Origin of the sequence: Arthrobacter sp. LAPM80 (genome assembly GCF_046736435.1) — a bacterium.
Classification (GTDB): domain Bacteria; phylum Actinomycetota; class Actinomycetes; order Actinomycetales; family Micrococcaceae; genus Specibacter.
The window spans coordinates 178,242-202,837 of record NZ_JBCHVD010000007.1 but is presented as its reverse complement, the minus strand read 5'-3'; the positions used below and the strand labels follow the sequence as shown (position 1 = coordinate 202,837).

The 24,596-nt window shown below is 63.5% G+C and carries 27 protein-coding genes; 15 read left to right on the top strand and 12 right to left on the bottom strand.

Going from position 1 to position 24,596, the window contains the following annotated elements; genetic code table 11:
- Positions 1–79: 79 nt before the first annotated feature.
- Positions 80–700: a DUF3043 domain-containing protein gene (locus AAGW05_RS09765; RefSeq protein WP_411804315.1), complete on the bottom strand. Its 621-nt coding sequence runs from the start codon at positions 698–700 to the stop codon at positions 80–82.
- 70 nt (positions 701–770) lie between these two features.
- Between AAGW05_RS09765 and AAGW05_RS09760 the strand changes: the two genes are divergently transcribed.
- The 5 genes from AAGW05_RS09760 (at position 771) to AAGW05_RS09740 (ending at position 5,909) form a co-directional block, all read left to right on the top strand.
- Positions 771–2,237 carry a dipeptidase gene (locus AAGW05_RS09760; protein ID WP_411804314.1) on the top strand — a complete coding sequence of 489 codons (1,467 nt, stop codon included), beginning with the start codon at positions 771–773 and terminating at the stop codon, positions 2,235–2,237.
- Between the two features lie 93 nt (positions 2,238–2,330).
- Positions 2,331–2,717, top strand: a complete 387-nt coding sequence (locus AAGW05_RS09755) for a HesB/IscA family protein (RefSeq protein WP_411804313.1) — start codon at positions 2,331–2,333, stop codon at positions 2,715–2,717.
- 185 nt (positions 2,718–2,902) lie between these two features.
- A complete protein-coding gene (gene coxB, locus AAGW05_RS09750) occupies positions 2,903–3,784 on the top strand; it encodes a cytochrome c oxidase subunit II (RefSeq protein WP_411804312.1) in 882 nt (293 codons plus the stop codon).
- Between the two features lie 14 nt (positions 3,785–3,798).
- On the top strand, positions 3,799–5,511 hold the full coding sequence (ctaD, locus tag AAGW05_RS09745; RefSeq protein WP_411804311.1) for a cytochrome c oxidase subunit I: 1,713 nt from the start codon (positions 3,799–3,801) through the stop codon (positions 5,509–5,511).
- Complete coding sequence (locus tag AAGW05_RS09740; RefSeq protein ID WP_411804310.1) at positions 5,508–5,909, top strand: cytochrome c oxidase subunit 4; 402 nt, start codon at positions 5,508–5,510, stop codon at positions 5,907–5,909. Before ctaD ends, AAGW05_RS09740 begins: the two co-directional genes overlap by 4 nt.
- Positions 5,910–6,080: 171 nt before the next feature.
- Here the strand turns inward: AAGW05_RS09740 and AAGW05_RS09735 are convergent, their stop codons facing one another.
- The gene (locus AAGW05_RS09735) at positions 6,081–6,368 is read right to left on the bottom strand and encodes an HPr family phosphocarrier protein (RefSeq protein ID WP_411804309.1); all 288 of its coding nucleotides are present in this window, start codon (positions 6,366–6,368) and stop codon (positions 6,081–6,083) included.
- Positions 6,369–6,448: 80 nt separating this feature from the next.
- Here AAGW05_RS09735 and AAGW05_RS09730 point away from each other — a divergent pair, with 80 nt between their 5' ends.
- On the top strand, positions 6,449–7,228 hold the full coding sequence (locus AAGW05_RS09730; protein WP_411804308.1) for a GntR family transcriptional regulator: 780 nt from the start codon (positions 6,449–6,451) through the stop codon (positions 7,226–7,228).
- 116 nt (positions 7,229–7,344) lie between these two features.
- Here the strand turns inward: AAGW05_RS09730 and AAGW05_RS09725 are convergent, their stop codons facing one another.
- The 4 genes from AAGW05_RS09725 to AAGW05_RS09710 form a co-directional block, all read right to left on the bottom strand.
- Entirely contained in the window at positions 7,345–9,018 is a 1,674-nt protein-coding gene (locus tag AAGW05_RS09725; protein ID WP_411804307.1) for a cytochrome b, read from the bottom strand.
- Between the two features lie 2 nt (positions 9,019–9,020).
- Positions 9,021–10,049, bottom strand: a complete 1,029-nt coding sequence (locus tag AAGW05_RS09720) for a Rieske 2Fe-2S domain-containing protein (RefSeq protein WP_411804306.1) — start codon at positions 10,047–10,049, stop codon at positions 9,021–9,023.
- Positions 10,050–10,148: 99 nt separating this feature from the next.
- Complete coding sequence (locus tag AAGW05_RS09715; protein WP_411804305.1) at positions 10,149–10,937, bottom strand: c-type cytochrome; 789 nt, start codon at positions 10,935–10,937, stop codon at positions 10,149–10,151.
- Between the two features lie 90 nt (positions 10,938–11,027).
- Positions 11,028–11,606, bottom strand: coding sequence for a heme-copper oxidase subunit III (locus AAGW05_RS09710; protein ID WP_411804304.1), 579 nt, complete (start codon positions 11,604–11,606; stop codon positions 11,028–11,030).
- Between the two features lie 245 nt (positions 11,607–11,851).
- On the opposite strand from AAGW05_RS09710, the gene trpD reads away from it, so the two are divergent.
- Positions 11,852–12,913, top strand: coding sequence for an anthranilate phosphoribosyltransferase (trpD, locus tag AAGW05_RS09705; protein ID WP_411804303.1), 1,062 nt, complete (start codon positions 11,852–11,854; stop codon positions 12,911–12,913).
- Positions 12,914–12,981: 68 nt separating this feature from the next.
- Here the strand turns inward: trpD and AAGW05_RS09700 are convergent, their stop codons facing one another.
- From AAGW05_RS09700 to AAGW05_RS09690, 3 genes are all read right to left on the bottom strand, one after another.
- Positions 12,982–13,716, bottom strand: coding sequence for a copper homeostasis protein CutC (locus AAGW05_RS09700; RefSeq protein WP_411804302.1), 735 nt, complete (start codon positions 13,714–13,716; stop codon positions 12,982–12,984).
- Positions 13,717–13,724: 8 nt separating this feature from the next.
- The gene (locus AAGW05_RS09695; RefSeq protein WP_411804301.1) at positions 13,725–14,006 is read right to left on the bottom strand and encodes an Lrp/AsnC family transcriptional regulator; all 282 of its coding nucleotides are present in this window, start codon (positions 14,004–14,006) and stop codon (positions 13,725–13,727) included.
- A 77-nt stretch (positions 14,007–14,083) separates the two neighbouring features.
- Positions 14,084–14,476 (bottom strand): DUF3054 domain-containing protein, encoded by a 393-nt coding sequence (locus AAGW05_RS09690; RefSeq protein WP_411804300.1) that lies wholly within the window; start codon positions 14,474–14,476, stop codon positions 14,084–14,086.
- 98 nt (positions 14,477–14,574) lie between these two features.
- Here AAGW05_RS09690 and AAGW05_RS09685 point away from each other — a divergent pair, with 98 nt between their 5' ends.
- Entirely contained in the window at positions 14,575–14,808 is a 234-nt protein-coding gene (locus AAGW05_RS09685) for a hypothetical protein (RefSeq protein WP_411804299.1), read from the top strand.
- Positions 14,809–14,845: 37 nt separating this feature from the next.
- Here AAGW05_RS09685 and AAGW05_RS09680 read toward each other — a convergent pair whose 3' ends face one another.
- A complete protein-coding gene (locus AAGW05_RS09680) occupies positions 14,846–15,421 on the bottom strand; it encodes a hypothetical protein (RefSeq protein ID WP_411804298.1) in 576 nt (191 codons plus the stop codon).
- Between the two features lie 364 nt (positions 15,422–15,785).
- Here AAGW05_RS09680 and AAGW05_RS09675 point away from each other — a divergent pair, with 364 nt between their 5' ends.
- From AAGW05_RS09675 to AAGW05_RS09660, 4 genes are all read left to right on the top strand, one after another.
- The gene (locus AAGW05_RS09675; RefSeq protein ID WP_411804297.1) at positions 15,786–16,334 is read left to right on the top strand and encodes a hypothetical protein; all 549 of its coding nucleotides are present in this window, start codon (positions 15,786–15,788) and stop codon (positions 16,332–16,334) included.
- Between the two features lie 168 nt (positions 16,335–16,502).
- Positions 16,503–17,627 carry a LolA family protein gene (locus AAGW05_RS09670; RefSeq protein ID WP_411804296.1) on the top strand — a complete coding sequence of 375 codons (1,125 nt, stop codon included), beginning with the start codon at positions 16,503–16,505 and terminating at the stop codon, positions 17,625–17,627.
- Positions 17,624–18,610: an ABC transporter ATP-binding protein gene (locus tag AAGW05_RS09665; RefSeq protein ID WP_411804295.1), complete on the top strand. Its 987-nt coding sequence runs from the start codon at positions 17,624–17,626 to the stop codon at positions 18,608–18,610. The genes AAGW05_RS09670 and AAGW05_RS09665 overlap by 4 nt, the downstream gene beginning before the upstream one ends.
- Positions 18,600–19,484 carry an ABC transporter permease gene (locus AAGW05_RS09660; protein ID WP_411804294.1) on the top strand — a complete coding sequence of 295 codons (885 nt, stop codon included), beginning with the start codon at positions 18,600–18,602 and terminating at the stop codon, positions 19,482–19,484. Before AAGW05_RS09665 ends, AAGW05_RS09660 begins: the two co-directional genes overlap by 11 nt.
- A gap of 9 nt (positions 19,485–19,493) precedes the next feature.
- Here the strand turns inward: AAGW05_RS09660 and AAGW05_RS09655 are convergent, their stop codons facing one another.
- Complete coding sequence (locus tag AAGW05_RS09655; RefSeq protein ID WP_411804293.1) at positions 19,494–19,913, bottom strand: pyridoxamine 5'-phosphate oxidase family protein; 420 nt, start codon at positions 19,911–19,913, stop codon at positions 19,494–19,496.
- Between the two features lie 34 nt (positions 19,914–19,947).
- Positions 19,948–20,991: a LacI family DNA-binding transcriptional regulator gene (locus AAGW05_RS09650; protein WP_411804292.1), complete on the bottom strand. Its 1,044-nt coding sequence runs from the start codon at positions 20,989–20,991 to the stop codon at positions 19,948–19,950.
- Positions 20,992–21,246: 255 nt separating this feature from the next.
- Here AAGW05_RS09650 and AAGW05_RS09645 point away from each other — a divergent pair, with 255 nt between their 5' ends.
- Genes AAGW05_RS09645 through AAGW05_RS09635 form a run of 3 tightly spaced genes read left to right on the top strand, consistent with a single transcriptional unit; the run spans position 21,247 to position 24,526 of the window.
- A complete protein-coding gene (locus AAGW05_RS09645; protein WP_411804323.1) occupies positions 21,247–22,380 on the top strand; it encodes a Gfo/Idh/MocA family protein in 1,134 nt (377 codons plus the stop codon).
- Positions 22,381–22,382: 2 nt separating this feature from the next.
- Positions 22,383–23,627, top strand: coding sequence for a dihydrodipicolinate synthase family protein (locus AAGW05_RS09640; RefSeq protein ID WP_411804291.1), 1,245 nt, complete (start codon positions 22,383–22,385; stop codon positions 23,625–23,627).
- A complete protein-coding gene (locus tag AAGW05_RS09635; RefSeq protein ID WP_411804290.1) occupies positions 23,624–24,526 on the top strand; it encodes a sugar phosphate isomerase/epimerase family protein in 903 nt (300 codons plus the stop codon). The genes AAGW05_RS09640 and AAGW05_RS09635 overlap by 4 nt, the downstream gene beginning before the upstream one ends.
- The last annotated feature ends 70 nt before the right edge of the window (positions 24,527–24,596 follow it).

Here is a 24,596-nt window from a genome sequence, read left to right as displayed (position 1 = left end):
TTTGTGCTCCGGAGCACGGTTAAATGACGCCGGCCGCTTCCGTGGGGAAGCGGCCGGCGCGCACATCAGGGAGCGGGGCTCAGGAAGGCCATTCCCCGCGGCCCACCATGGGCTTGGGCAGGCGCAGCCGGCGGAACTGCATGGAGCGCATGCTGCCGTACCAGATGACGCCGGGATCAACGGAGCCGAACTTGGCGGCGATCTGGCGCTTGAGCCTGCGCGACATCAGCCACACGTCAACGGCCACACCGGCCACCATGACCCAGAACAGGCCGAAGACGATCAGCTGGGCATCGTTGGAGGTGCCATCGGCATTGCGGGTGGGAATAACGAGCGTCAGCAGGACGATGGCAAGGGCTGCGAACATGACGTATTCGCCGACGCTGAACCGTGCGTCAACGTAGTCACGGGCGTAGCGCTTCTGCGGACCCTTGTCGCGGATAGGCAGGAAACGCTCCTCGCCTGTGTCGAGGGCGCGGCGCATGCGGGCCTGCTCCTCACGCCGGGAGTCACGGGCGGCCACCTTGGCGGCGGCGCGGTCGTTGGGCACGAGCGGGCGCTTGCGGGCCTCTTCCTGCGCCTTGCGTGAAGGCGTAGGCACGCCTTTGGCCGATTGCGGGTCCTTGGACCGGGCAATCTGCTCGTCTGAGGCAGGCGTCACCTGCGGGTCGGGGGCTTGATCTTTCTTACGTCCAAACACCCGTATAGGATACCCCGAACCGGGCGGCTCCCTTGACCGGGGACAAATGCGCGCATGTAGTCTGTCAACCATGACCGATCACCATACATCCGCCCACACCGCGGCCGACGTAAATCCAGACATTTCCGACATCGCCTCCCGCGTTCCCGCTGCCGAGTTGCGCGGCAGCGTTTCCCGCAACTTCGAGGCGACTGTCGCCGAACTGGTCGACCTTGTCGCCATCCCCGGCATTGCATGGAACGCCTTCGACGCCGAGCAGCTTGAGCGCAGCGCCGAATCCGTTGCCGAACTTGTCCGTTCCACGGGCCTCGATGACGTGCAGATCCTGCGTGTTCCCAAGGACGACGGCGGCCAGGGGGGTCCCGCCGTCGTCGCAAGGAAGGTCGCCGCGCCGGGCATGCCCACCGTGGTGCTCTATGCCCACCACGATGTGCAGCCCCCGGGCGACAGCGCGTTATGGGACAGTGCGCCTTTCGTTGCCCGGGAACGCGACGGCCGCCTGTACGGCCGCGGCGCAGCCGACGACAAAGCCGGCATCATGGCCCACATTGCATCGTTCCGGGCCATCACCGAAACGCTGGGTGACACCTTCGGCGTCGGCGTCACGTTCTTCATCGAGGGCGAGGAGGAGGCCGGTTCGCCCACCTTCGCCCGTTTCCTTGAAACGCACCGCGACCTGCTCTCGGGAGACGTGATCATCGTGGCCGACTCCGCCAACTGGCAGGTGGGCATCCCCGCCCTGACCACCAGCCTGCGCGGACTCGTCGACGGCACAGTGGAGGTCCGGGTCACCGGGCATGCCGTGCACTCTGGCATGTTCGGCGGACCCATCCTTGACGCCCCCACCCTGATGGCGCGGCTCATCGCCACCTTCCACGACGACAAAGGTTCCGTCGCCGTCGAGGGATTGCACCGGGGAGGGGAGACCGAGGTCGATTACCCCGAAGCGGCTTTCCGTGCCGACGCCGCCGTGCTCGACGGCGTACAGCTGGCCGGGCACGGCAGCATCACCTCCCGCCTGTGGACGCAGCCGGCGCTGTCGGTCATCGGCATGGACATCCCGTCCGTGGACATGAGTTCGAACACACTTCTCGCCTCGGCCCGGGCGAAGATCAGCCTGCGCCTGGCGCCCGGCCAGGATCCGGCGTCGGCCATGGCTGCCCTTGAGGCGCACGTGCTCAGGCACGCCCCCTTTGGTGCCCAGGTCAGTTTCACCGCGGGCGAGGCCGGCCAGGCCTTTGCCACCGACACGCACGCCCCGGCGGCACGGACGGCGCTCTGGGCCCTGGGTGAGTCGTGGGGAGTGCCGGCCGTCGAGACGGGCATGGGCGGTTCCATCCCGTTCATCGCAGACCTGAAGGCCACCTACCCCGACGCCCAAATCCTTGTCACAGGTGTCGAGGACCCGGATTCCAGGGCGCACAGTGCCAATGAGTCCTTGCACCTGGGCGACTTCGAAAAGGCCATCGTGGCACAGTCGCTGTTGTTGGCGGCCATCAACCAGGGCGCCCTGGGGCAGCCATCGGGCGTGTCATAGGGAACAGACCACATGACTTTCGGGTTGAGATAAGTTAACGGCCCGCCCGGGCTCGACGTAGCATGTAGTAGTACCCCCACGTAAGGAAATGCCATGACTGAAAAGGTCCACGAAGAAACCTCATCCGCCGCTGTGGCGGAGGCTGAACTGCCCTCCCACGGTGTGCTGATCAGCGACGTTGCCGCCGGCAAGGTGCGCAGCCTGCTGGAGCAGGAAGGGCGCACCGACCTGCGTTTGCGTGTTGCGGTCCAGCCGGGCGGCTGCTCAGGCCTGATCTACCAGCTCTACTTCGATGAGCGCATGCTCGACGGCGACGCCGTTCGTGACTTTGACGGCGTCGAAGTTGTCATTGACAAGATGAGCGTGCCGTACCTCGATGGTGCCAGCATTGACTTTGAAGACACCATTTCAAAGCAGGGTTTCACCATCGACAACCCCAACGCCGGCGGCTCTTGCGCCTGCGGCGATTCGTTCCACTAAGTAAAGTCTGCTGCTCGATGTGGGGCTGCCCAAAAGAGTTTCTTGAGGGACATCCGACGCACGGAGGGTTTTGTGCGCATTTTGCGTGCCGTAGCGGTAAGCTCTACATCGAGTAGTAAAACCCATTTAGTTCCCGGCGGCCCATTAACCGCTGCGGGGCGCAGTAACAAGAGGAAGGGCCGTCTGTGAGTTCGCAGGACCGAACCGGCAGCCGACGCGCAAGAGTCATCCCCATCACAGGGTTGGCTGTTGCCGGAGCGTTAGCTTTGTCAGGATGCACGGCAGAGAGTAAGAACGGCTGGTTGCCAGCCGAACGTGACACCACCAATCACACGGCGGGAATCATCGATCTATGGGTCAACTCATGGATCACCGTCTTGATCATTGGTCTGATCACCTGGGCCTTGATCATTTGGTGCATCATCGCCTACCGTCGTCGCAAGGGTGCCACAGGCTTCCCGCGTCAGACCAGCTACAACCTCCCGTTGGAGGTTTTCTATGTGTTGGTGCCGTTGTTCATGGTGCTGGTGTTCTTCCACTTCACCGACGTGGAGCAGAAGTCCATCAACGCACGCGATGCCAACCCGGACGTGACAATCGACGTCCGCGCCAAGCAGTGGTCATTCGACTTCAACTACCTGGCCGGCAACGACGTCAAGGAGTCCGTGTACTCCGTAGGCGTCCAGGCTGAACTTGACGGCAAGCCGTTCGACAAGTCGAAGCTGCCCACACTGTATTTGCCCGTGAACCGATCTGTTGAGCTGAAGCTGAACTCTCGTGACGTGATTCATTCCTTCTGGGTTCCTGCGTTCCTTGACAAGAAGGACATGCTCCCGGGCAAGACTAATTACATGACCCTGACGCCCACGGCGCTGGGCGCGTACGATGGCAAGTGTGCAGAGCTTTGCGGCGAATACCACTCGGAAATGCTGTTCAACGTCAAGGTTGTGACGCAGGCCGAGTTCGACGCACACCTGGCTTCGTTGAAGGCCAAGGGCCAGACCGGCGAGCTTGGTGCGAAGTATGACCGCAATCCCAATCTCAATTCCAACACCAATAAGGACTAGGGGGGAAGGGGAAAGTGTCTACGCTCGAGTACTCGGCAACCGAAATTAATTCGGTTGCTCCCAGGGTGGTTCCGGTATCCAAGGGACGCATTGTCGTCAACTGGATCACCTCAACCGACCACAAGACCATTGGGTACATGTACCTGATTGCATCATTCATCTTCTTCTGCCTCGGTGGCGTCATGGCGCTCATCATCCGTGCAGAACTGTTTGAGCCTGGAATGCAGATCCTGCAGACCAAGGACCAGTACAACCAGTTGTTCACCATGCACGGCACCATCATGCTGCTCATGTTTGCAACACCCCTCTTTGCCGGCTTCGCCAACGTCATCATGCCCCTGCAGATCGGTGCTCCCGACGTCGCCTTCCCGCGACTGAACGCACTGGCTTTCTGGTTCTTCCTCTTCGGCAGCACCATTGCAGTGTCAGGTTTCATCACCCCGCAGGGTGCTGCAGCCTTCGGCTGGTTCGCTTACGCGCCGCTGTCAAACACGACGTTCAGCCCCGGTGTGGGCGGCGACTTGTGGGTCTTCGGCCTGGCGCTCTCAGGCTTCGGAACCATCCTGGGTTCCGTCAACTTCATCACCACGATCATTTGCCTGCGTGCCCCCGGCATGACCATGTGGCGCATGCCGATCTTCACCTGGAACACCCTCGTTACGGCCATCTTGGTCTTGATGGCGTTCCCGCCGCTGGCAGCAGCACTGTTCGCACTCGGTGCTGATCGGCGCTTCGGAGCTCACATATTTGATGCACAGTATGGCGGTGCCATGCTGTGGCAGCACCTGTTCTGGTTCTTCGGCCACCCGGAGGTTTACATCATTGCGCTGCCATTCTTCGGCATTGTCTCTGAGATCTTCCCCGTCTTCAGCCGAAAGCCAATCTTCGGTTACAAGGGCCTTGTCTTTGCGACGATTTCCATTGCTGCGCTGTCCGTAACGGTGTGGGCCCACCACATGTACGTCACAGGCCAGGTCATGCTGCCGTTCTTCTCCTTCATGACGATGCTGATCGCCGTACCAACGGGTGTGAAGTTCTTCAACTGGATTGGCACGTTGTGGCGGGGTTCGCTGACCTTCGAAACGCCGATGCTCTGGAGCCTGGGCTTCATGATCACCTTCCTCTTTGGTGGCCTGACGGGCATCATCTTGGCGTCGCCTCCGCTGGACTTCCACGTTTCGGATACCTACTTCGTGGTTGCCCACTTCCATTACGTGGTCTTTGGCACCGTGGTGTTCGCAATGTTCGCAGGCTTCTACTTCTGGTGGCCCAAGTTCACGGGACGCATGCTCAACGAGCGTCTGGGCAAGATCCACTTCTGGCTCCTGTTCCTTGGCTTCCACGGTACGTTCCTCATTCAGCACTGGCTGGGTGTCCTGGGCATGCCGCGCCGTTACGCCGACTACTTGGTTGAAGACAACTTCACGTGGATGAACCAGTTCTCCACCATCTCCTCGTTCGTCCTTGGTGCATCCATGATTCCGTGGTTCTGGAATGTGTACATCACCTGGCGCAGTGGCAAGAAGGTCGAAGTTGACGATCCCTGGGGCTTCGGTGCCTCACTGGAATGGGCAACATCCTGCCCGCCGCCGCGTCACAACTTCACCTCCTTGCCCCGTATCCGTTCGGAGCGTCCGGCCCTGGATCTTCACCATCCTGAGCTGGCGCCGCATTACGTGCCTGCCGCACAGCCGGTGGCTGCATCCTCGAAGGGAGCTACAAAGTGAAGGTAGAAGCTTGGCTCTTCCTGCTGCTGGGAGCATTCTTCGTCCCCGTGGCCATTGTTTACGGCTTCATGACAGACTGGCACGAACACGTCGGTTACCTGGCGATCTTCCTGCTGGCCGCCCTGTGCTTGATGATTGGCGTGTACGTCTACTACACAGGCAACCGCATAGGTCCCCGTCCCGAGGACCGTTTGGATGCTGAAGTCCATGAAGGTTCCGGCGAACAGGGTCACTTTAGCCCCTGGAGCTGGTGGCCGCTGGTCCTGGGTCTTGCTTGTGCATCAGGTTTCCTGGGCTTGGCCGTTGGTTGGTGGGTCTTCTTGTTCGGCGCCGGCCTGGCCGTCATCGCACTCGTTGGCTGGGTTTATGAATACAGCCGCGGAGACCACGCACACTAGGTTTTACTGTGGTTCTCAATGGTTTGGGCGGCTGCCACGGCAGCCGGCCAAACTCATGAATAGGGGATTGTCCCCACCGTCTGGTGGGGACAACCCCTTTTTTTGTGCCATTTGTCCTGGCCTGGCTCCACGCAGGGCATCCCACGGGACCCTGCGTGGGAGCCTGCGGGGCTAGGACGCGTCCGTCAGGTCCGTGACCAGAAGTGCCGCCAATTCGTCCACAGCGGCCTGTACTGCCTGCGCGTCGGCATTGCAGGCTCCGACGCCGATCTCAATCTCCTCGCCCTGCTGGAAGTCGGCGCTCATCACTGCCAGCAGCGAACGGCCATCCACCGCCGGCTGGCCGTCCTTGGCGAGGGTTACGGGCAAGCCGGTCCGGTTGACCGCTCTCACAAATACCGCGGCGGGACGGGCGTGCAAGCCTACGCTGGCCGCCACTGTGGCTTTGCGGGTGTACATGGTGGGACTCCTAGGCAGTTGATGTTTCTGTATAGAGAGTAGTCGTGTTTTAGGCTGGTACAGGTCAACAGAGGAGTTTCATGGGCTATTTAGTGCCGCCGGCGACAGACATTCCGGGGGAGTTGGACAGGGAGTCACCTGTCTCCGTCCACATTCAGTTGCGGGACCTGCTGCGCAACTACATCCTCAAGCACAGCAAGGCGGGACGGCAGCTGCCATCCGAACGGGATATGGCCACGCACTTTGGCGTGGCCCGCATGACCCTGCGCCACGCCGTCGAGGCCCTCGTCGAGGAGGAGCTTCTGGAACGTGTTGTCGGCATAGGGACCTTCGTGGCCCGCACCAAGCTGGATGTGACCCTCAAACTCACGTCCTACTCGGAGGAAATGGTCAGGCGCGGCATGCGTCCCTCGGCCAGGGTGCTGGCCTTTGAGCAGATCCCCGCCACAGCCCGGCTGGGGCGCGAGCTGCAGCTCGAAGAGGGCCAGCCGGTCATCCGCCTGCGTCGCCTGCTGCTCGCGGACGAGGAGCCCATGAGCGTGGACGAGAACTTCATTCCCGCCTGGCGGGTGCCGGGAATCCTTGACGCGGGTCCGCCGTCGTCACTTTATAACTTTCTGGGGGAACGGTACGGGCTGGTCATCGAATGGGGCGAGGACACCATTGAGGCCAATGCGGCCACACCCTCCATTGCCAGGCTGTTGATGATCGACGTCGGCGCCCCGGTGCTGCGGACCGAGCGGCACGCCTTCGTGAACAGGTCCTCCGTGGACTACTCGGTGTCGTTCTACCGGGCCGACCGCTACAAACTCAGGGTTCCCCTGCAGCGCCCCGGAGTCCGCCCGCGCCGCATGTACTAGTCCCCGCCGAGTCAGACCCGCCCCCCAAGTGAGCGGGGGAGCGGTAGCGGGCAATAAAAAGGCCGTGAGGTGATTCCCTTGCGGGAAGCGCCTCACGGCCTTTCTAGGTAAAGCTGTTAGTGCGGGAGTGCCTTCTCGGCCACATGACTGGCGTCGATTGCCTCGTGGTGGTGGCCGGCTTCAAGTTCTGAAGGGGTGGCCGGTGCCACGCGGTCCTCGAAGAAGAAGCTGCTGAGCTTGGCACGCAGGTTTTCCTTCTTCGTGACAATCCCGTTGTCGTTCGGGATGCCGTCCTCGGGCAGCGGAGACTCGTAACCAACCAGCTTGTAGCGCTTGTAGTCATCGAGCTGTGCGTGGATCTCCTGGAACTCACCGTGCGGCAGGCGCACAATGCGTCCGGTTTCCCGGCCGTGCAGGGCGATCTCGCGGTCCTTGCGCTGCAGCGCCAGGGCCACGCGCTTGGTCACGATGAAGCCGAGGATCGGGCCGATGAAGAACAGTGCACGCAACCAGTACGTCACGTCGTTGAGGGCAACCTCAAAGTGCGTGGCGATCAAGTCGGAGCTTGCTGCTGCCCACATGACGCAGTAGAAGATGAAGCCTGCAACGCCAATGGCGGTGCGGGTCGGAGCGTTGCGCGGTCGGTCAAGCACGTGGTGCTCGCGGTTATCGCGGGTGACCCAGCGTTCGATCCACGGGTACATGAACAGCAAGGTGAACACGATACCGGCGGGGATCAGTGCCGGTGCGAGAACGTTCAGCGTCAGTGTGTTCACGCCCCAGGGGAACGGGATGTGCCATTCCATCGGGATGTTGAACAGCCAGCCCGGCATGAGGCGCAGGGCGCCATCAACCCAACCGATGTACCAGTCAGGCTGAGTGCCTGCGGAAACGGGGGAGGGGTCATACGGGCCGTAGTTCCACACCGGGTTGATCTGGATGAACGCGGAGATGGCGGCGATGATGCCAAAGACGATGAAGAAGAAGCCGCCAGCCTTCGCTGCATATACCGGGCCGAGGGGATAGCCGACGACGTTGCGGTCGTTGCGTCCCGGGCCGGGGTACTGGGTGTGCTTGTGAATGACAACCATGAACAAGTGGATGGCGATCATCAACAAGATCATCGCAGGCACCAGCATGATGTGCATCATGTAGAGCCGGCCAATGATGGCCGTTCCGGGGAATTCGCCACCAAACAGGAAGAAGGAGATGTAGGTTCCAACGATCGGAATGGACTTCACCACGCCGTCGATGATGCGCAGGCCGTTTCCTGAGAGCAGGTCATCGGGCAGTGAGTAGCCGGTGAAGCCCGCAGCCAGCGAGAGGATGAGCAGGACACCGCCAACAACCCAGTTCATTTCACGGGGCTTGCGGAACGCGCCGGTGAAGAAGACGCGCAGCATATGCACGGCTACCGAGGCGACGAAGAGCAGTGCCGACCAGTGGTGGACCTGGCGCATGAACAGGCCGCCACGAATTTCAAAGGACAGGCGGAGTGTCGAGTCATAAGCGACTGACATTTCCACGCCCTTGAGCGGCACGTACGGACCGGTGTAGTGGGTCTCGGCCATTGACGGGTCAAAGAAGAACGTCAGGAAGGTGCCCGAGAGCAGCAGGATGACGAAGGAGTACAGTGCCACTTCGCCGAACATGAAGGACCAGTGGTCGGGGAAGACCTTCCGGCCGAATTCACGCAGGATTCCCGATCCGCCAACGCGCTCATCAACAAAGTTGGTGATGCGGCCGGCAGGCGTCTTGGGTTCAAACGGTGCTTGCGTTGCAGTAGTCATGTTTAGCCACGCTCCCAGAAGCTAGGACCAACAGGTTCATGGAAGTCGCTCTGGGCGACCAGGTAGCCCTCGGCGTCAACTGTGATGGGCAGCTGCGGCAATGGGCGGACGGCAGGGCCAAAGATGACCTTGCATTCCTGCGTCAAGTCAAAGGTCGACTGGTGGCAGGGGCACAGCAGGTGGTGCGTCTGCTGCTCGTAGAGAGCAACGGGGCAGCCCACGTGGGTGCAGATCTTGGAGTACGCAACGATGCCGTTGTAGCCCCAGTTCTCCCGGCCCTTGGAGGGGCTGAGGTCTTCCGGGTTCAGGCGCATGAGCAGTACAACTGCCTTGGCCTTTTCGTTCAGCTTGCCCTCGGTGAGCTTGTTCAGTGATTCTGGAATCACGTGGAACGCTGAGCCGATGGTGACATCTGAAGCCTTAATGGGCGTTCCGTCGGGATCGCGGGCGAGACGCTCGCCTTCCTTCCAGAGCGTGTGGCGCAAGGAGTTACCGGGCAGCGGGCCGAGGTCGCGGAAGATCGCTATGGCCGGCAGCGGAGCCAGGGCCACGGCGCCGATGAGGGTGTTACGGATCAACGGACGACGCTTGATGCCGGTTTCCTCGACGATGTCGTCAATGATCTGAACGGCTGCCAGGCGGTCTTCCTCGGTGCGCAGCTCGTGGCGGTCCTCAGCCACTTCATGGTCAGGCATGAGGGCGCGGGCCCAGTGAACGATGCCTGTTCCAATGCCGAGCATGGCAAATGCCACGCCTAGGCCCAAGAAGGTGTTCTGGATACGCAAGGTTGCGATGGTGTCATCGAGCCGGACGCCAAAGTAGCCAACGAAGAACACCAGCGTGCCAACGATGGAAATGATAAACAGCCATGCCACTTGGCGCTCGGCGCGCTTTGCCGCCTTGGGGTCCGTATCAGCCAGTCGCAGACGATGTGGAGGCAGTCCCGGATCTTGGAACTTATCCACCTCGTCGTGACCAGCCTTAGCTACGGCGTCCGAGCTTGTCGGCGAGCCGTCACTATGGTTGCCCATAATCCCCTCATCCTTCTCTTATCCCGGAACGGTCCCGGGGTCGTAATGTATGTTTCTCGCGGCTGCTACTGCAGCCAATAAATCTGGGGCTTCTTGTTGTTAGGAAGTCCGGGAAGTCAGCCAGATGGTGAAGCCAATGATGACGCCCAGGACGGCGGTCCAGAGGAACAAGCCCTCGGATACCGGACCCAGTGAGCCAAGCTTGGCGCCGCCGGGCGCTCCCTGGTTTTCAATGGTGTTCAAGAAGGTGATGATGTCGCGCTTGCCCTCAGGGGTGATGTTTGCATCGTTGAAGACCGGCATGTTCTGCGGTCCCGTGATCATCGCGCTGTAGATGTGGCTGTTGGACACACCTGCCAACGGCGGTGCGAACTTTCCACGGGTCAGTGCGCCGCCTGCTGCGGCAGCGTTGTGGCACATGGCGCAGTTCACGCGGAAGAGCTCGCCGCCGACTGCTGCGTCGCCCTTGCCATCGATGTACTGCTCTTCGGGCAATGCCGGGCCGTTACCCAAAGTGGCAACATAGGCTGCCAGTTCGCGTGTCTGCTCGGTGTTGAACTGCTCGGGCTTCTTGCGCGCCTGGGGTCCTTGCATCTGCATGGGCATGCGGCCCGTGCCGACCTGGAAGTCCACGGCTGCGGCGCCGACGCCGACCAGGGGCGGTCCTGCGTTCGTGCCGCTGGCGCCCATTCCGTGACAGGTGGCGCAGTTGGCGACGAAGAGCTTCTCGCCCTCGTTCACCTGCTGCGCCGTAAAGGTGGTGGTATCGGCCTTGGCCTCATTCACGGTTGTGACAACGGCGTATAGCCCACCTGTCAGCATGAGACCCAGCACTAGCAGCGCTAGTGCGGCCAGCGGATGACGTCGCTTCTGCGAAAGTGCCTTCACTTGGTGGTTCCTTTGATCTATATCCAGCAGCCCCTGGTGAGGGCCGCAAATGCTTGCTCTTACTTGGTTGAAACGAGCTTTTTTGTGAGCTTACTTCAGGACGTAGATGACCAGGAAGAGGCCAATCCACACGACATCCACGAAGTGCCAGTAGTAAGAAGTCACGATCGCGCTGGTGGCTTCGAAGTGTCCAAACTTCTTGGCCGCGTAGGCGCGCCCGACGATGAGAAGGAATGCAATAAGGCCGCCGAGGACGTGCAGGCCGTGGAAGCCCGTAGTCATGTAGAAGGCAGAGCCATAGGGGTTTGAGTTCAGGGTTACGTGCTCGGAGGTCAACATGGCGTACTCGGTCGACTGACCGGCCACGAAGATTGAACCAAGAACGAAGGTCAACAGGAACCACTCCGTCATTCCCCACTGGGAGAACTGGAAGAGGCGTCCGGTGCGGCGAGGCCGAAGGTTCTCCGCGGCAAACACGCCCATCTGGCAGCTGAATGAGCTGGAAACCAGGATGAGGGTGTTGACCAGGGCGAACGGGAAGTTCAGCTTGGCCGATTCTTCAGCCCACATTCCACCCGTGGTGGAACGCAGCGTGAAGTACATGGCAAAAAGGCCGGCAAAGAACATCAGCTCACTGGACAACCAAACAACGGTTCCTACAGAAACCATGTTCGGTCGATTCAGCGTCGGATGCGCCGGGGTACTGGGGGCATGGGTCGCAGTTGTCACATAGACATTATGTCTATAAAACGCCAGCAAACCCAATGCGAAACTCCGATTCGTGGATCTTTTTCTACAAACTTGCGAAATTCTGGTGTATTCACAGCTTAAACCCAGATGCGTATGCACAACACGCCACACGTGTCAATGGTCACAAACGGTGTTTGGGGCCCTGTTTCGACTAATCTTTGAGAGTGAATCCTCTCCAAAGCGCGTCCGCCGACTCCCACACCTGGCCAAACCTGATCGCCGCATTGATTGCTGGCGAGGACCTGAGCCAGGACGCAACGAACTGGGCGATGAGCACGATCATGGCGGGAAACGCCACCGACGTGCAAATTGCCGGGTTCCTCGTGGCCTTGCGCGCCAAGGGGGAAACGGTTGGCGAGGTCACCGGCCTGGTGGAGGCAATGCTTTCCAACGCCCGGCCCCTGCAGGTGCCCGGGGACGCCCTTGACATCGTTGGCACCGGCGGGGACAGGCTCAATACAGTCAACATCTCCACCATGGCAGCCCTCGTCTGCGCCGGTGCCGGCGCGATTGTTGTCAAGCACGGAAACCGGGCGTCGTCGTCGTCGGCAGGTTCCGCCGACGTCCTTGAGAAGCTCGGCGTGCGGCTGGACCTTTCCCTGGAAAAGGTCGCCCAGGCAGCCGCCGACGTCGGCATCACCTTTTGCTTCGCTAACTTCTTCCACCCGTCCATGCGCCACGCAGCCGTGGCCCGAAGGCAGCTTGGCGTCGCAACCGCATTCAACCTGCTCGGGCCGCTGACAAACCCAGCCCGCGTTGCCGCATCGGCGATTGGTGTTGCCGATGCCCGCCTGGCGCCCCTGGTCGCCGGGGTCCTTGCCGCACGCAACGTGCGGGCCCTGGTGTTCCGTGGCAGTGACGGCCTGGATGAATTGACCACGACGGGCACCTCCACCATCTGGGAGGTGCGAAACGGTGCAGTCACCGAAAGCTCCTTTGACCCCCTTGACCTGGGCATTGCCCGGGCGACGATTGAAGACCTGCGAGGCAAGGATGCCGAATTCAACGCCGGCGTGGTGCGCCGCATCCTCGACGGTGAACGTTCGCCCATCCGTGACGCCGTGGTCCTGAACGCCGCTGCCGGCCTCGTGGCCTACGACAGGGCCGCTTCGGGGTCGTTGCTGGCACGCATGAAGTTTGCCATGGCCCGGGCCGAAGCCGCCATCGACAGCGGTGCCGCATCGCACGTGCTCAAGAGTTGGGTTGCCCTCAGCATCGAGGCGTAAACGGGGCAGTTAAAAAGCGCGACCCGTTCCATCGGCCATCGCCGGCGGAACGGGTCGCTTTCGTCGTTTCAGGCCAGAGCCAGTGCGGCCTGTCCGGCCCGCTCGACCAACGCCGCGTCTGTGGCGAAGTAGCTGGGATCCTCGGCCAGCGCGGCCCCTGTCAAGGGGCCAGGTGGCTGCTGGCCGACTGTGCGCTTGGCCGAAAGGTGCACGTTGCGCAGCCCGGCGGCGTGGAAGGTTGCGAAGTCGGCGATCTGGACACCGCCACCGGCCATGATCGCCAGGCGGCCCTCGGCAGCGTCGTGCATGGCGATGAGCTGGGCGAGGCCATCGCCGGCCCGGGCTGCTCCGCCGGAGCTGAGGATCCGTTGCACGCCAAGGTCCGCCAAGCGCGGCACAGCGGCAACTGCTCCTGCAAGGCCCAGGTGGTCCACGGCCCTGTGGAACGTGATGTGCAGGCCGTCGGCCGCCGCCACCAGGGTTTCCACTGTTGCGTAGTCAATGGCGTCCCCGGGCGTCAAGGCGCCGATGACAACCCCTGTCGCACCGCTGGCGCGCAGTTCCTTGATCTCGGCAACCATGAGGGCAACGGCTGCACCGTCATAGACGTAGTTTCCGGGACGGGGACGGACAAGCGTGTGGATGGGCAGGGCAGGTTCGGCGTTTCGCACGCTCTTGAGCAGTCCGTGTGACGGTGTCAGGCCGCCAAGTTGCAGGGCACAGCAAAGTTCCACCCGCGCCGCGCCATTGGCGGCTGCGAGCCGGGCACCTGGGACATCCTGGACAGCTATCTCCAGCTGCATCTCGCGGCTCAGTGGTCGAAGCCGAGGGAGAACGCCGCATCCAGGTCATGTTGGGAATAGGCGCGGAAGGAGATTTGTGTCGTGGTGGATACGACGGACTGGACCTTGGAGAGCTTGTCGGCGATGACGTCGGCCAGGTCCTCGTGCTTCTCGACGCGGGCGATCGCGATCAGGTCCCATTCGCCCGTGACGGAGTACACCTCGCTGATTCCGGCGAGTTCGGAAATTTCTTGGGCGGACTCGGGGATCCGTGTGGCATCAGTTTTGATCAAGACAAATGCGGTGATCACAGGTGTGTTCCTTCTCGTGTGGCGTTGCTAGCGGGGGGAAAGGCCTCAGGTTGATCGTAACTCAGCCGTTGCATGGTTTACGTCCGCCTGGTGCGTCGCGCCACAATTGTTGCGACGAGCCGGTGGCCCAGCAAAAACGCGCCCAGCACAAGGGTGGCGACCACAACAAAAGGCAGTTCCGCTGTGCTTCCGGAGAGGATGCGCAGGGCCATGCCACCGGCAACGGTGATCAACCACAGGCATACGCCCTGGGGCCATATCCGCAGCGGCGCCCGCCACATGCGGCACACCAGCCAGCCGATGGCCAGGGAAGCAAGGAACGGCCAGGCGGTCGCGAACACGCCTGCCGCCGTCAGTGATTCACTGTGCGAGCTGCGGCCGGACAGGGCGAAAATCGCGACGAGCACAAGGTCTGCCGCGCCGGCGTAGATAACGGGCAGGGAAAGGGGGGAGGATTTCGTTTGTGTCACCTAAGAATTTTACCCGTAAACTTGCGCCGGGCCCTTCCCGCCCGGATGAGCTGCCGGCCGGCCGCACGTCGAAAAGAACAAAATCCCCAGGAGGGCCCATGGAACAAGCAGGTGCCTGGCTGGTGCGGATGCTCTTGCTGCTGGCTGGAGTGGCGGGAGCCCTGTTGTTCTTGACCGGGACGATTTTTCTAACCAGCGGACACGCCATTGCCGGGGTGCTCCCACCCACCCTGGCCATTGTCGCGGGCGTGCTCCTGTTCCTGCTGTGGTTCGTGATCCACCTCGTGGGAAGCGGCAGCGTCACAGCCAAGCCACGACGCAGGCCACGCTAGCGGACCCGGCCCGGCTGGCATACTGATCAGGCCGGCCCTACTGGTCCCATACAAGTGTCCGGCTGCCGCAGGCCGCCTCCTCGGCCGTGGCCAGGGCGAGAGCCAGCTCGGCGACGCCCTGGCGGTAGGAGGCAACGCCGTCGAACGTGTCAGGGGACGCTGCCTTGAGGTCGGCCGCGGAGGCGACGGCACGGATCAAGGCCGATGTTTCCGGGATTCGGATGTCAGTCATGGTCGGAAAGTCGATGCTGAGGGCCGGGTCCAGCTCGTAACGGCTCCACCTGGCGATGAGGGCATCGTGGTCGACGGCGATGGCCGCGAAGGCGGCGTCCACCCCGCGTCGAAGAGCGGCTGCGGAAAGGTTGGCGTTGTGGCGCCGGGCACACCTGTCCGTAGCGGTTGCGGAGGCTGTGGCGACGGCCAGCAACGCCACGGAGGCCGAATTGCTGCCATGTGCCGGGATCAGGATCATGGGGGCAAGGATGCAAAGACCGGCAAAGGCGTACCAGAAGGCTGCGTCGGGATCCTTCCGCCTGCGGGCGCCAGTGCGGACAAGCCAAAGAGTTGCCGCGGCCGTCACCGCAACAAGAACCCCAAGTACCAAATAAACCATGTCGGCACCTCCGCTCGCCACGTCCGGCCGGCGAATCCCGGATGAAATGGCCGACCAAACAGTGTGCATGGCCCTAATCCATTTCAGGCCCAATATCGCCGAAGGTCAAGGGGTGGCGGGGCGAGCAGGTGAAAGCTGTGGACCCTCGGGCCGCGGGAATGAAACGTGATCGTGCTCAAACCGCCCTCCGGGTCTCAAGCACGGGCAGATTGATACCTGGATGACGTTTTCCCACCGCCTGTGCGCAGGGGTAACGGTTCGGCGGAATTTCCCACCCGGCCGATGTACATGCACGGGAACCGTCCTAGCGTTGAATGTGCCGGATCCTACGGCATTTGCCACTTCCCATGAGAGGGTGTTTTCCATGAAGTTCGTCAAGACCTGGCTGGCAATTGTGGGGTTGCTTGCTGCGTTTATTCTTTTCGCCCCTGCGTCGGCCCAGGCTGCACCGTATTGCGGGATCACGTGGGGTTCGCTGGCCAAGGCGGCGGGCACCGGTTCCAGCGCTCCCATCACCAATGTACGGGCCGGTCGGCACGACTGTTTCGACAGGATGGTTCTCGACATCTCGGGCCACGCCACCGGTTACAGCGCTGCCTACGTATCCACGGTTCACCGGCAGGGCAGCGGCACGGCTGTCGCGTTGCGGGGCGGCGCCTTCCTTCAGGTGACGGTCAAGGCGCCGGCCTACTATGTTTCCACCGGCGTCCCAAGCTACCTGCCGGCCAATCCGGCTGAGCTTGTCAACACCGCAGGCTTCGCCACCTTCAGGCAGCTGGCGCTGGCCGGCAGCTTTGAAGGCAGCACCACGCTTGGCGTGGGAGTGAGGGCGCGGCTGCCCTTCACCGTCTCCGTGCTTGACGGACCTGGGTCCACAACGCGGATCATCATTGACGTCGCCCACAGCTGGTAGGCGTCCACCGCCGTCGCGGTCCATTGCCGCAAGCACGACGGCGTGCTCCCCACCCAGATGGGGAGCGCGCCGTCGAGCGCTGGCTGCCGGCACAAGTTGGGGGCCAACTCCCAGCGCCACGCTTGTGATTCGGGCGTAATCTGAAAGCATGACACTCACTGTTGGGCCGTGCTGGCCATGAACCGCCGCTGGGTGCGGTGGATTCCTGCTGTGGCCATGCCCGCCGTTGTGGCCGCCGTTGTGCTGGCCGGGCCGCTGCAGGCACAGACGCCCGTCACCCTTTCCACCAAGACCGGTGAGCAGGTGCTTCAGATGCTGGCTGGCAGCCGCGTCCAGGCCCTGTCCGGCACCTTGGCGCAAACCGTTGACCTTGGCCTGCCCCAGCTGCCAAGCGTGGGTCCCGGCTCGGCCCCGGCGACAGGTTCCGGAGCCGCTGTCGACCTCGGCCAGCTGGTGGAGTTCCTGGCTGAACCCCACACCGCGCGCATTTACGTGGACGGGGCTGGCAACGAGCGCCTGCAGGTCCTTGACAGCATGGCCGAACGTGACATTGTCCGCCGGGACAACATCGTCTGGACCTATGATTCCGCCACCAACTCGGCCACGCAGCTGACACTGCCCACAACCCCTGTGCTGGGGCCGGTATCGGCGGCCGGACCGATGGAACAGACCCCGGCCGTGATGGCCGCGAACATCCTGAAGAACCTTGACCCCGCCACCACGGTCAGCGTCGGGGCCAATGTGAAGGTCGCCAACCAGCCCGCCTACAACCTCCAGCTGGTGCCAAAGTCAGCAGATACCCTGATTGCCAAGGTCTCGATCGCCGTGGATGCCAACAACGGCATGCCGCTGCGGGTCACGGTGCTGGCCAAGGGGCAGGCGAAGCCCGCCATCGAGGTCGGCTTCAGCGAACTGACGCTGGCGGCCCCGCCGGCATCGATGTTTGACTTCACGCCCCCACCGGGGGCAACCGTCACGAAGCAGGCAGTTCCGAACCCGGCAGCCGGTGGCCCCTTGCAACCCGGGGCCGCCGCGCCCGGGACTGAATCCAAGCCGGTCGCGTCCAAGGCAGCCACCTCGGGGACCGGGTGGTCCGCCATCGTTCAGGCACCTGCCGGGACCGTCCCCGCCGATATGCTTGGCGCGCCGGCACTGGCCCGGGTGCTGCAAACCGTTCAGGGCGGCAGCGCGCTCTCCACCTCCTTGTTCAATGTCCTCATCACGCCCAGCGGTGCGGTCTATGCCGGAGCCGTCCCGTTGGCGGTACTGCAGCAGGCTGCGGCCGCGAAGTGAGCGCCGGCACTGCGGGTGGCGGCAGCGGCACCCTTGGTGCGCCGGCCATTGAAACCCGCGGCCTCAGCAAAAGTTTTGGCACCCAGCACGCCGTCGCAGGCCTTGACCTGATGGTGCCCTCCGGCTCCGTCTTTGGTTTCCTTGGCCCCAACGGATCGGGCAAGACAACCACCATCCGCCTGTTGCTGGGCCTGGCCAACGCCACAAGTGGAACGGCGGACGTGCTGGGCCTGCCCATGCCGCGCAGGCTCGATGCCGTGCTGCCACGAGTTGGCGCGCTCGTGGAGGGTCCGGCGTTTTACCCTTTTCTGTCCGGCCGGGCCAACCTGCACCGTCTGGACGCGGCGGATCCACACTCGTCACCGTCAACTCGCACGTCCCGCGTGGATGACGCGCTGGACCGGGTTGGCCTGGGTGCGGCTGCAGGCAAAAAGGCCAAGGCATATTCGCTGGGGATGAAGCAGCGGCTGGGCCTGGCCAACGCCTTGTTGCGCCCCCGCGAGCTCATGGTCCTTGATGAGCCGACCAACGGCCTTGACCCCCAAGGAACCCGCGAAGTCCGCAGCCTTATCCGCTCCCTCGCGGCGGAAGGGACCACAGTGTTTGTCTCCAGCCACCTGCTGGCCGAGGTGGAACAAATCTGCACCCATGCAGCCGTCATGCGTGCCGGGACCCTGGTGGCACAGGGCACCATGGCTGAGCTCAGGGCCGACGGAACACCCCGTGTCGTGGTCCTGACGCCCGACGCCGGGGCCGCCCGCAGCGTCCTGGTGCGGCTGGGGCTGGTCCCCGGTGCCGCGGATCGAGGCCATGCCGACGGGGAACTTGTCACGGCCGCGCTTCCGGCTGCCGTTGCGGCCGAGGACATTGTGGCCGCACTGGTGCAGGCAGGCGTGCGGGTCCGCGGATTCACCCTTGACGCCGGCAGCCTCGAGGACAGGTTTGTGGAACTGACGGGGGAGGGGTTTGAGGTTGCCCGCTGACCCAGCCCAGGCGAACCGGCACGAGGCAGGCCCGCAGGCACGCCAGCCAGCCAACCGCAGCCGGACGTGGCCGCTGCTGGCCTCCGAACTGTCAGTCATGTTCCGCCGGCGCCGCACCTGGGCCATGCTGGCAGCGCTAGCTGCAATTCCGGTGTTGATTGCCGTGGCCGTCAGGCTGACGAATCACGACCATTCCGGTCACGGCCCCGCCTTTCTCGACAGGATCACCGGGAACGGCCTGTTTGTGGTGCTGACAGCGCTGGTCCTGTGCACCCCGTTGTTTCTGCCGCTCACCCTGGGTGTCGTGGCGGGCGACACCATCGCCGGGGAGGCTGGCCTGGGCACGCTGCGCTACCTGTTGGCGGCCCCGGCCGGGCGCCTGCGCCTGTTGCTTGTGAAGTATCTGGGAGCCGCCGCATTCGCCCTCGCTGCGGTGGCCGCCGTCGTGCTGGCGGGGACGGCCATTGGGCTGCTGCTGTTCCCGGTGGGGCCCGTGCCGCTACTCTCCGGGAATCTGGTGGACCCGTGGACGGCCGAGGGGCGGATCGTGCTGGTGGGCGCCTACGTTTTTGTTTCCCTCTTGGGCCTCAGCGCGATCGGGCTGTTCATTTCCACCCTGACGGACGTGCCTGTTGGCGCCATGGCGGCCACCATTGTCCTGGCCATCGCGGCCCAGGTGCTCGGCGCGCTGCCCCAGCTTGACTGGCTGCACCCCTGGCTGTTCAGCCATTGGTGGCTTGGCTTCGCCGACCTCCTGCGCGATCCCATCGAGTGGTCGTCGTTCGCAAGCAACGCCCTGCTGCAGCTTGCCTATGTGGCGGTGTTCGGTGCGCTGGCCTATGGCAGGTTCGCCACCAAGGACGTGCTGTCCTAAACCCCGGCGCTACCGTTCGGGTTCACTGCCGAGTTCGAAGCGGATGCCACGGACACTCGTCGGCACGATCTCAACGAACGTGTATTTCAGGGTCTGCAGCCACGGGAACAACGGCAGCTGGCTCACGACGTCGATCTCCGTCTGGGATTCAATGACACGGGCGGTGCCCTTCAAAACGACGCTCCAGGCCTCGGCTTCGGCCAGGCCGTCAATTTCAAAGGCCACCCTGTCATTGACCGTCAGCTCGGCCAACTTGGTCCCCGGGTTGGTCCGCATGAGCAGCTTTCGCTCATGCGCCAAAAAATTGATGGGGAAGATGTCAGGTTCGTTGCCGACGCTGAGCGCGAGCCGCCCGAAGCGTGAGTGTTCAAGGTACGTCCACGCTTCGTCGAGGGTCATGTCTTCGCCGGGGTGCTCATCGCTGCTCATGCTGTCATTATGCCTCACATTGGCCCTGCCGCAACTACCGTGGCACGCCTGCGCTTTCGCGCAGAACCACCGAGCCGGTGACGCTTGCCGACTGCTTTGCGGCGGGGGTCAGGGCCAACTGCGCGGCGATGCGCCCGATCTCCTCCAACGGAAGCCTGAAAGTTGTCAGACCCGGAAAGTGGTCGCGCAGGGTCGGAATGTCATCAAATCCCGCCACCTGCACGTCCTGGGGAATTCGCAGCCCACGAGAACGCAGGGCGGTCATGGCTCCGAGGGCCATCACGTCGTTGGCGGCAAGGAAACACAGGGGGGACCCGCCGTCGGACAGGAGGGCTGCCGTGGGGGAGTCGAGGTACTCCACGGTGGAATCGTGGCCGCCCTTGCTGGTGAACGCGCCATGCACGACGGCGACGGGCGCGCCGCCGGCTGCGGCGATCCTGTCCGTGAAGCCGGCAACACGGACGCGGGCGGTGTTGCGCTCGTGGGGCCCGGCGAGGATGACAAAGCGGTCCACGCCCTGCTCCAGCAGCGCACCGACAAGGGCTGCTGCGCCGTCGTGGTTCTCGACGTGGACCACATGGGCGTCGGCGATGGCGGACGCGCCAAGCGTCACGACCCGCCCGCCGTTGGCGACGTACTGCGACAGTGCCTTGATCAGGCGGGGGTCCTCGTCCAACAGGCGGGAGGCGGCAAGGATGATGGCGTCCGTCCGGTAGGAAATGAACGCATTGACGGCGGCGAGTTCGGCGCCTGCGGGGGAGCCGGCGTCGCCCTCGATGTCTGTGCTGGCGAGGAGCACCTGGTGGTGGGCATCGAGGGCGGCCTGCTGGACGCCGTGGGCGATCGCGGAAAAGTAGGGGTCGGCGATGTCGTGGACAACAAGCCCCACCAGCCCTGTGGTTGACCGGGCGAGGGCCTGTGCCTGGGCGTTGGCAACGTAGCCCAGCTCCGTGGCGGCGGCCTGGACGCGTTCGGCAATGCCGGCGGCGGGCTTTCTGGCGGATCCGTTGAGCACGCGCGATGCTGTGGCGAGCGAAACGCCGGCGTGTCTTGCCACTTCGGTGAGTTTGACGGGCACGGGAGGGTCCTTGTCTGGAAAATGTCTCGGGTCACGGTGTCAAATATTGGTCCTTGACCCGGCGGTCTTCACAGCATATATTGGAAAGCGCTTTCCAAACCTGGGGCCACGCCGGAACATCCAGCACCGGCCCACAACTTGATCCCGGAGAAAACAGTGAATCCAACAGCCACCAGTGAGCAGACCGCTGCACCAATTGCGCAGGCCACGGCCACGGGCGAAGGCGCCGGCAGCAAGAAGGTCATCCGCATTGCCATGAACGGCATCACCGGCCGCATGGGATACCGCCAGCACCTGCTGCGCTCCATCCTGCCCCTGCGCGATTCCGGGCTCACGCTGGAGGACGGCACCAGGATTGCCATCGAGCCCATCCTGGTGGGCCGCAATGAAGCCAAGGTGCGCGAACTGGCGCAGCTGCACAACGTTGAGCACTGGACCACCGACCTGGACGCTGTCATCGCCGACCCCGCAGTCGACGTCGTTTTCGACGCCTCCATGACGAGCCTGCGAGCCGCCACCTTGAGGAAGGCCATGGCCAACGGCAAGCACATCTTCACCGAGAAACCGACGGCCGAAACCCTGGAAGAGGCCATCGAACTGGCACGCATCGGCAAGGAAGCAGGCATCACCGCAGGCGTCGTGCACGACAAGCTGTACCTGCCCGGCCTGGTCAAGCTGCGCCGCCTGGTCGATGAAGGCTTCTTCGGCCGCATCCTCTCCATCCGCGGCGAGTTCGGCTACTGGGTCTTCGAGGGCGACCACCAGGCCGCCCAGCGCCCCTCGTGGAACTACCGCAAGGAAGACGGCGGCGGCATGACCACCGACATGTTCTGCCACTGGAACTACGTCCTGGAAGGCATCATCGGCAAGGTCAAGTCCGTCAACGCCAAGACAGCAACCCACATCCCGGCCCGTTGGGACGAGGCCGGCAATGAGTACAAGGCAACCGCGGACGACGCCGCCTACGGCATCTTCGAACTGGTTACCCCGCAGGGCGACGCCGTCATCGGCCAGATCAACTCCTCCTGGGCCGTGCGCGTCTACCGCGATGAACTTGTCGAATTCCAGATTGACGGCACCCACGGCTCGGCTGTTGCCGGCCTGAACAAGTGCGTCGCCCAGCAGCGCGCCCACACCCCCAAGCCCGTCTGGAACCCGGATCTGCCCGTCACCGAATCCTTCCGCAGCCAGTGGCAGGAAGTCCCTGCCAACGCCGACCTGGACAACGGCTTCAAGCTGCAGTGGGAAGAATTCCTGCGCGACGTCATGGCAGGACGCGAACACCGCTTCGGCCTGCTCTCGGCGGCCCGCGGAGTCCAGCTCGCCGAGCTCGGCCTGCAGTCCTCCGAGGAGCGCCGCACCCTGGACATTCCCGAAATTGAGCTGTAGCCATGCCAACTCCCAATGAATGCATCACGCTGACGCTTCCGCTGGCGGATGGCGGACTTGAAGCACTGACACTGAATGAAACCGGCCCGTGGCGCAAGCCCACAGGTCTGATCCGTTCGCGCAAGGTGTATGCGGCAGCGCATGTCACCGCCAACGTCCTGGGCAATAATGTCCCAGGCGCCCCGGCAGACATCGACTGGGACTCCACCTTGAACTTCAGGCGCGAACTGTGGAGCTGGGGCGTGGGCATTGCCGACGCCATGGACACGGCGCAGCGCGGCATGGGCCTTGACTGGTCCGCCACTCGGGAGCTCATCAACCGCTCAGCCGCCGAGGCCGCGCTTTTCGCTTCCCCGGAGCGGACCGTGCGCGACCTTCTGGCCTGCGGTGCCGGAACAGACCAGCTGAACCTGGCCGACGTCGAACCCGGCGAGGCGGGACTGGAAGCAGTGCTTGCCGCCTATCGCGAGCAGATTGCCGTCGTCGAGGCCTCAGGCGCCAAGGTCATCATTATGGCCTCCCGTGCCCTGGCCAAGGTTGCCAGCGGCCCCGCGGACTACCTTGGCCTTTACGGCACCTTGCTGTCCGAGGTCAGGGAACCTGTTGTCCTGCACTGGCTGGGCACCATGTTTGACCCGGCCCTTGCCGGCTATTGGGGCAGCGATGACGTCGCCGCCGCAACCGCAACCTTCCAGATGCTCATCGATACCCATGCAGCGAAGGTCGACGGCGTGAAGGTTTCGCTGCTCGACGCCGGACACGAGGTTGCGCTGCGGGCAAGCCTCCCTGCCGGGGTGCGCCTGTACACTGGGGATGATTTCAACTACCCGGAGCTCATTGACGGCGCGGGTTCACATTACTCCGACGCCCTGCTGGGCATCTTCGCCGCGATCGCCCCTGCCGCGTCGACCGCGCTGCAGGAGTACGACGCCGGCCGCCCCGCCGAAGCCCGCGCCATCCTGGATTCCACCCGGGATCTTGGCCTGCACATCTTCGAGGCACCGACGTATTACTACAAGACAGGCATCGCCTTCCTCGCCTGGCTCAACGGCTACCAGCCCGGCTTCCAGATGATCGGGGGCCTTCACTCGGGGCGCAGCGTGAACCACCTGGTCACGCTGTTCCGCCTCGCCAACACCGCAGGACTGCTGCTGAACCCGGAATTGGCTGCCGTGCGCATGGCAGGCTTCCTCAACACGGCGGGCTTAGAGTCGGTCGCGACCATCACTGACGGTGCGAACGCATGAGCACGTTCGAGAAGCTCTCAATCAATACGGCAACCATCAAGAAGGCCTCGCTTGCCGAGGCGCTTGAGTTGACGGCAGCCGCGGGCCTGTCCCACATCGGCTTGTGGCGGGACAAGGTGGCCGAGGTCGGGCTGGCCGCGGCCGTTGAGATGGTCAGGGCCTCTGGGTTGCAGGTTTCAAGCCTGTGCCGCGGCGGCTTCCTGACAGCAGCCGACGGCCCCGGCCAGGCTGCCGCCCTGGCGGACAACAAGGCCGCAATCCTGGAGGCCAAGGCGCTGGGCACCACTGAAATCGTCATGGTCGTTGGCGGCCTGCCCGACTTCAGCGTCTCACCGGGCGCCGTTGACGGGGGAGGAACCGCGGTTGCCGTGGCCGGGGGCAAGGACCTTGTGCTGGCCCGCCAGCGCATGGCGGACCGCATCGCCGAGCTGGTGCCCTTCGCCCTTGAGCACGGCGTCCGCCTTGTCCTTGAGCCGCTGCACCCCATGTTCGCCGCCGACCGGGCCGTCCTCTCGACGCTCGGGCAGGCGCTCGACCTGGCCGCTCCGCACCCCGTGGAGGCCGTCGGCGTCGTCGTGGACACCTTCCACGTGTGGTGGGATCCGGCGCTGCGGCAGCAGATCGCCCGCGCTGGAGAGGAGGGCCGCATCGCCTCCTACCAGGTGTGCGACTTCAACCTGCCCATCGCCGCGGACGCGCTGCTGTCGCGCGGGTTCATGGGCGACGGCGTGATCGATTTCCCTGCGATCGGCCGGTGGGTTGCCGAGGCAGGTTACGACGGCGTGGTGGAGGTGGAGATCTTCAACGAGGACATCTGGAACCTTCCCTTTGCCGAGGTCATTGAAACCGTCAAGGCGCGTTACGCCGTCTTGGTTGCCCCGCAGTTCTCGCGCCGCTAGTTCCCGTTCCTCCCCGTCTAGAGCAAGCTCTTCCGGACTCCACGGAACGGGTGCGCTGGCCGTGGTCCAC

Excerpts from the sequence above, each read along its gene's own strand:
- AAGW05_RS09635 (WP_411804290.1), top strand. The coding sequence starts at position 23,624 with ATGAGCACGTTCGAGAAGCTCTCAATCAATACGGCAACCATCAAGAAG.
- AAGW05_RS09655 (WP_411804293.1), bottom strand. The coding sequence starts at position 19,913 with ATGAGCAGCGATGAGCACCCCGGCGAAGACATGACCCTCGACGAAGCG.
- AAGW05_RS09720 (WP_411804306.1), bottom strand. The coding sequence starts at position 10,049 with ATGGGCAACCATAGTGACGGCTCGCCGACAAGCTCGGACGCCGTAGCT.
- AAGW05_RS09645 (WP_411804323.1), top strand. The coding sequence starts at position 21,247 with ATGAACGGCATCACCGGCCGCATGGGATACCGCCAGCACCTGCTGCGC.
- AAGW05_RS09735 (WP_411804309.1), bottom strand. The coding sequence starts at position 6,368 with ATGTACACCCGCAAAGCCACAGTGGCGGCCAGCGTAGGCTTGCACGCC.
- AAGW05_RS09680 (WP_411804298.1), bottom strand. The coding sequence starts at position 15,421 with ATGGTTTATTTGGTACTTGGGGTTCTTGTTGCGGTGACGGCCGCGGCA.
- AAGW05_RS09640 (WP_411804291.1), top strand. The coding sequence starts at position 22,383 with ATGCCAACTCCCAATGAATGCATCACGCTGACGCTTCCGCTGGCGGAT.
- AAGW05_RS09755 (WP_411804313.1), top strand. The coding sequence starts at position 2,331 with ATGACTGAAAAGGTCCACGAAGAAACCTCATCCGCCGCTGTGGCGGAG.
- AAGW05_RS09725 (WP_411804307.1), bottom strand. The coding sequence starts at position 9,018 with ATGACTACTGCAACGCAAGCACCGTTTGAACCCAAGACGCCTGCCGGC.
- AAGW05_RS09700 (WP_411804302.1), bottom strand. The coding sequence starts at position 13,716 with ATGCAGCTGGAGATAGCTGTCCAGGATGTCCCAGGTGCCCGGCTCGCA.
- AAGW05_RS09710 (WP_411804304.1), bottom strand. The coding sequence starts at position 11,606 with ATGGTTTCTGTAGGAACCGTTGTTTGGTTGTCCAGTGAGCTGATGTTC.
- AAGW05_RS09730 (WP_411804308.1), top strand. The coding sequence starts at position 6,449 with ATGGGCTATTTAGTGCCGCCGGCGACAGACATTCCGGGGGAGTTGGAC.
- AAGW05_RS09760 (WP_411804314.1), top strand. The coding sequence starts at position 771 with ATGACCGATCACCATACATCCGCCCACACCGCGGCCGACGTAAATCCA.
- AAGW05_RS09675 (WP_411804297.1), top strand. The coding sequence starts at position 15,786 with ATGAAGTTCGTCAAGACCTGGCTGGCAATTGTGGGGTTGCTTGCTGCG.
- AAGW05_RS09685 (WP_411804299.1), top strand. The coding sequence starts at position 14,575 with ATGGAACAAGCAGGTGCCTGGCTGGTGCGGATGCTCTTGCTGCTGGCT.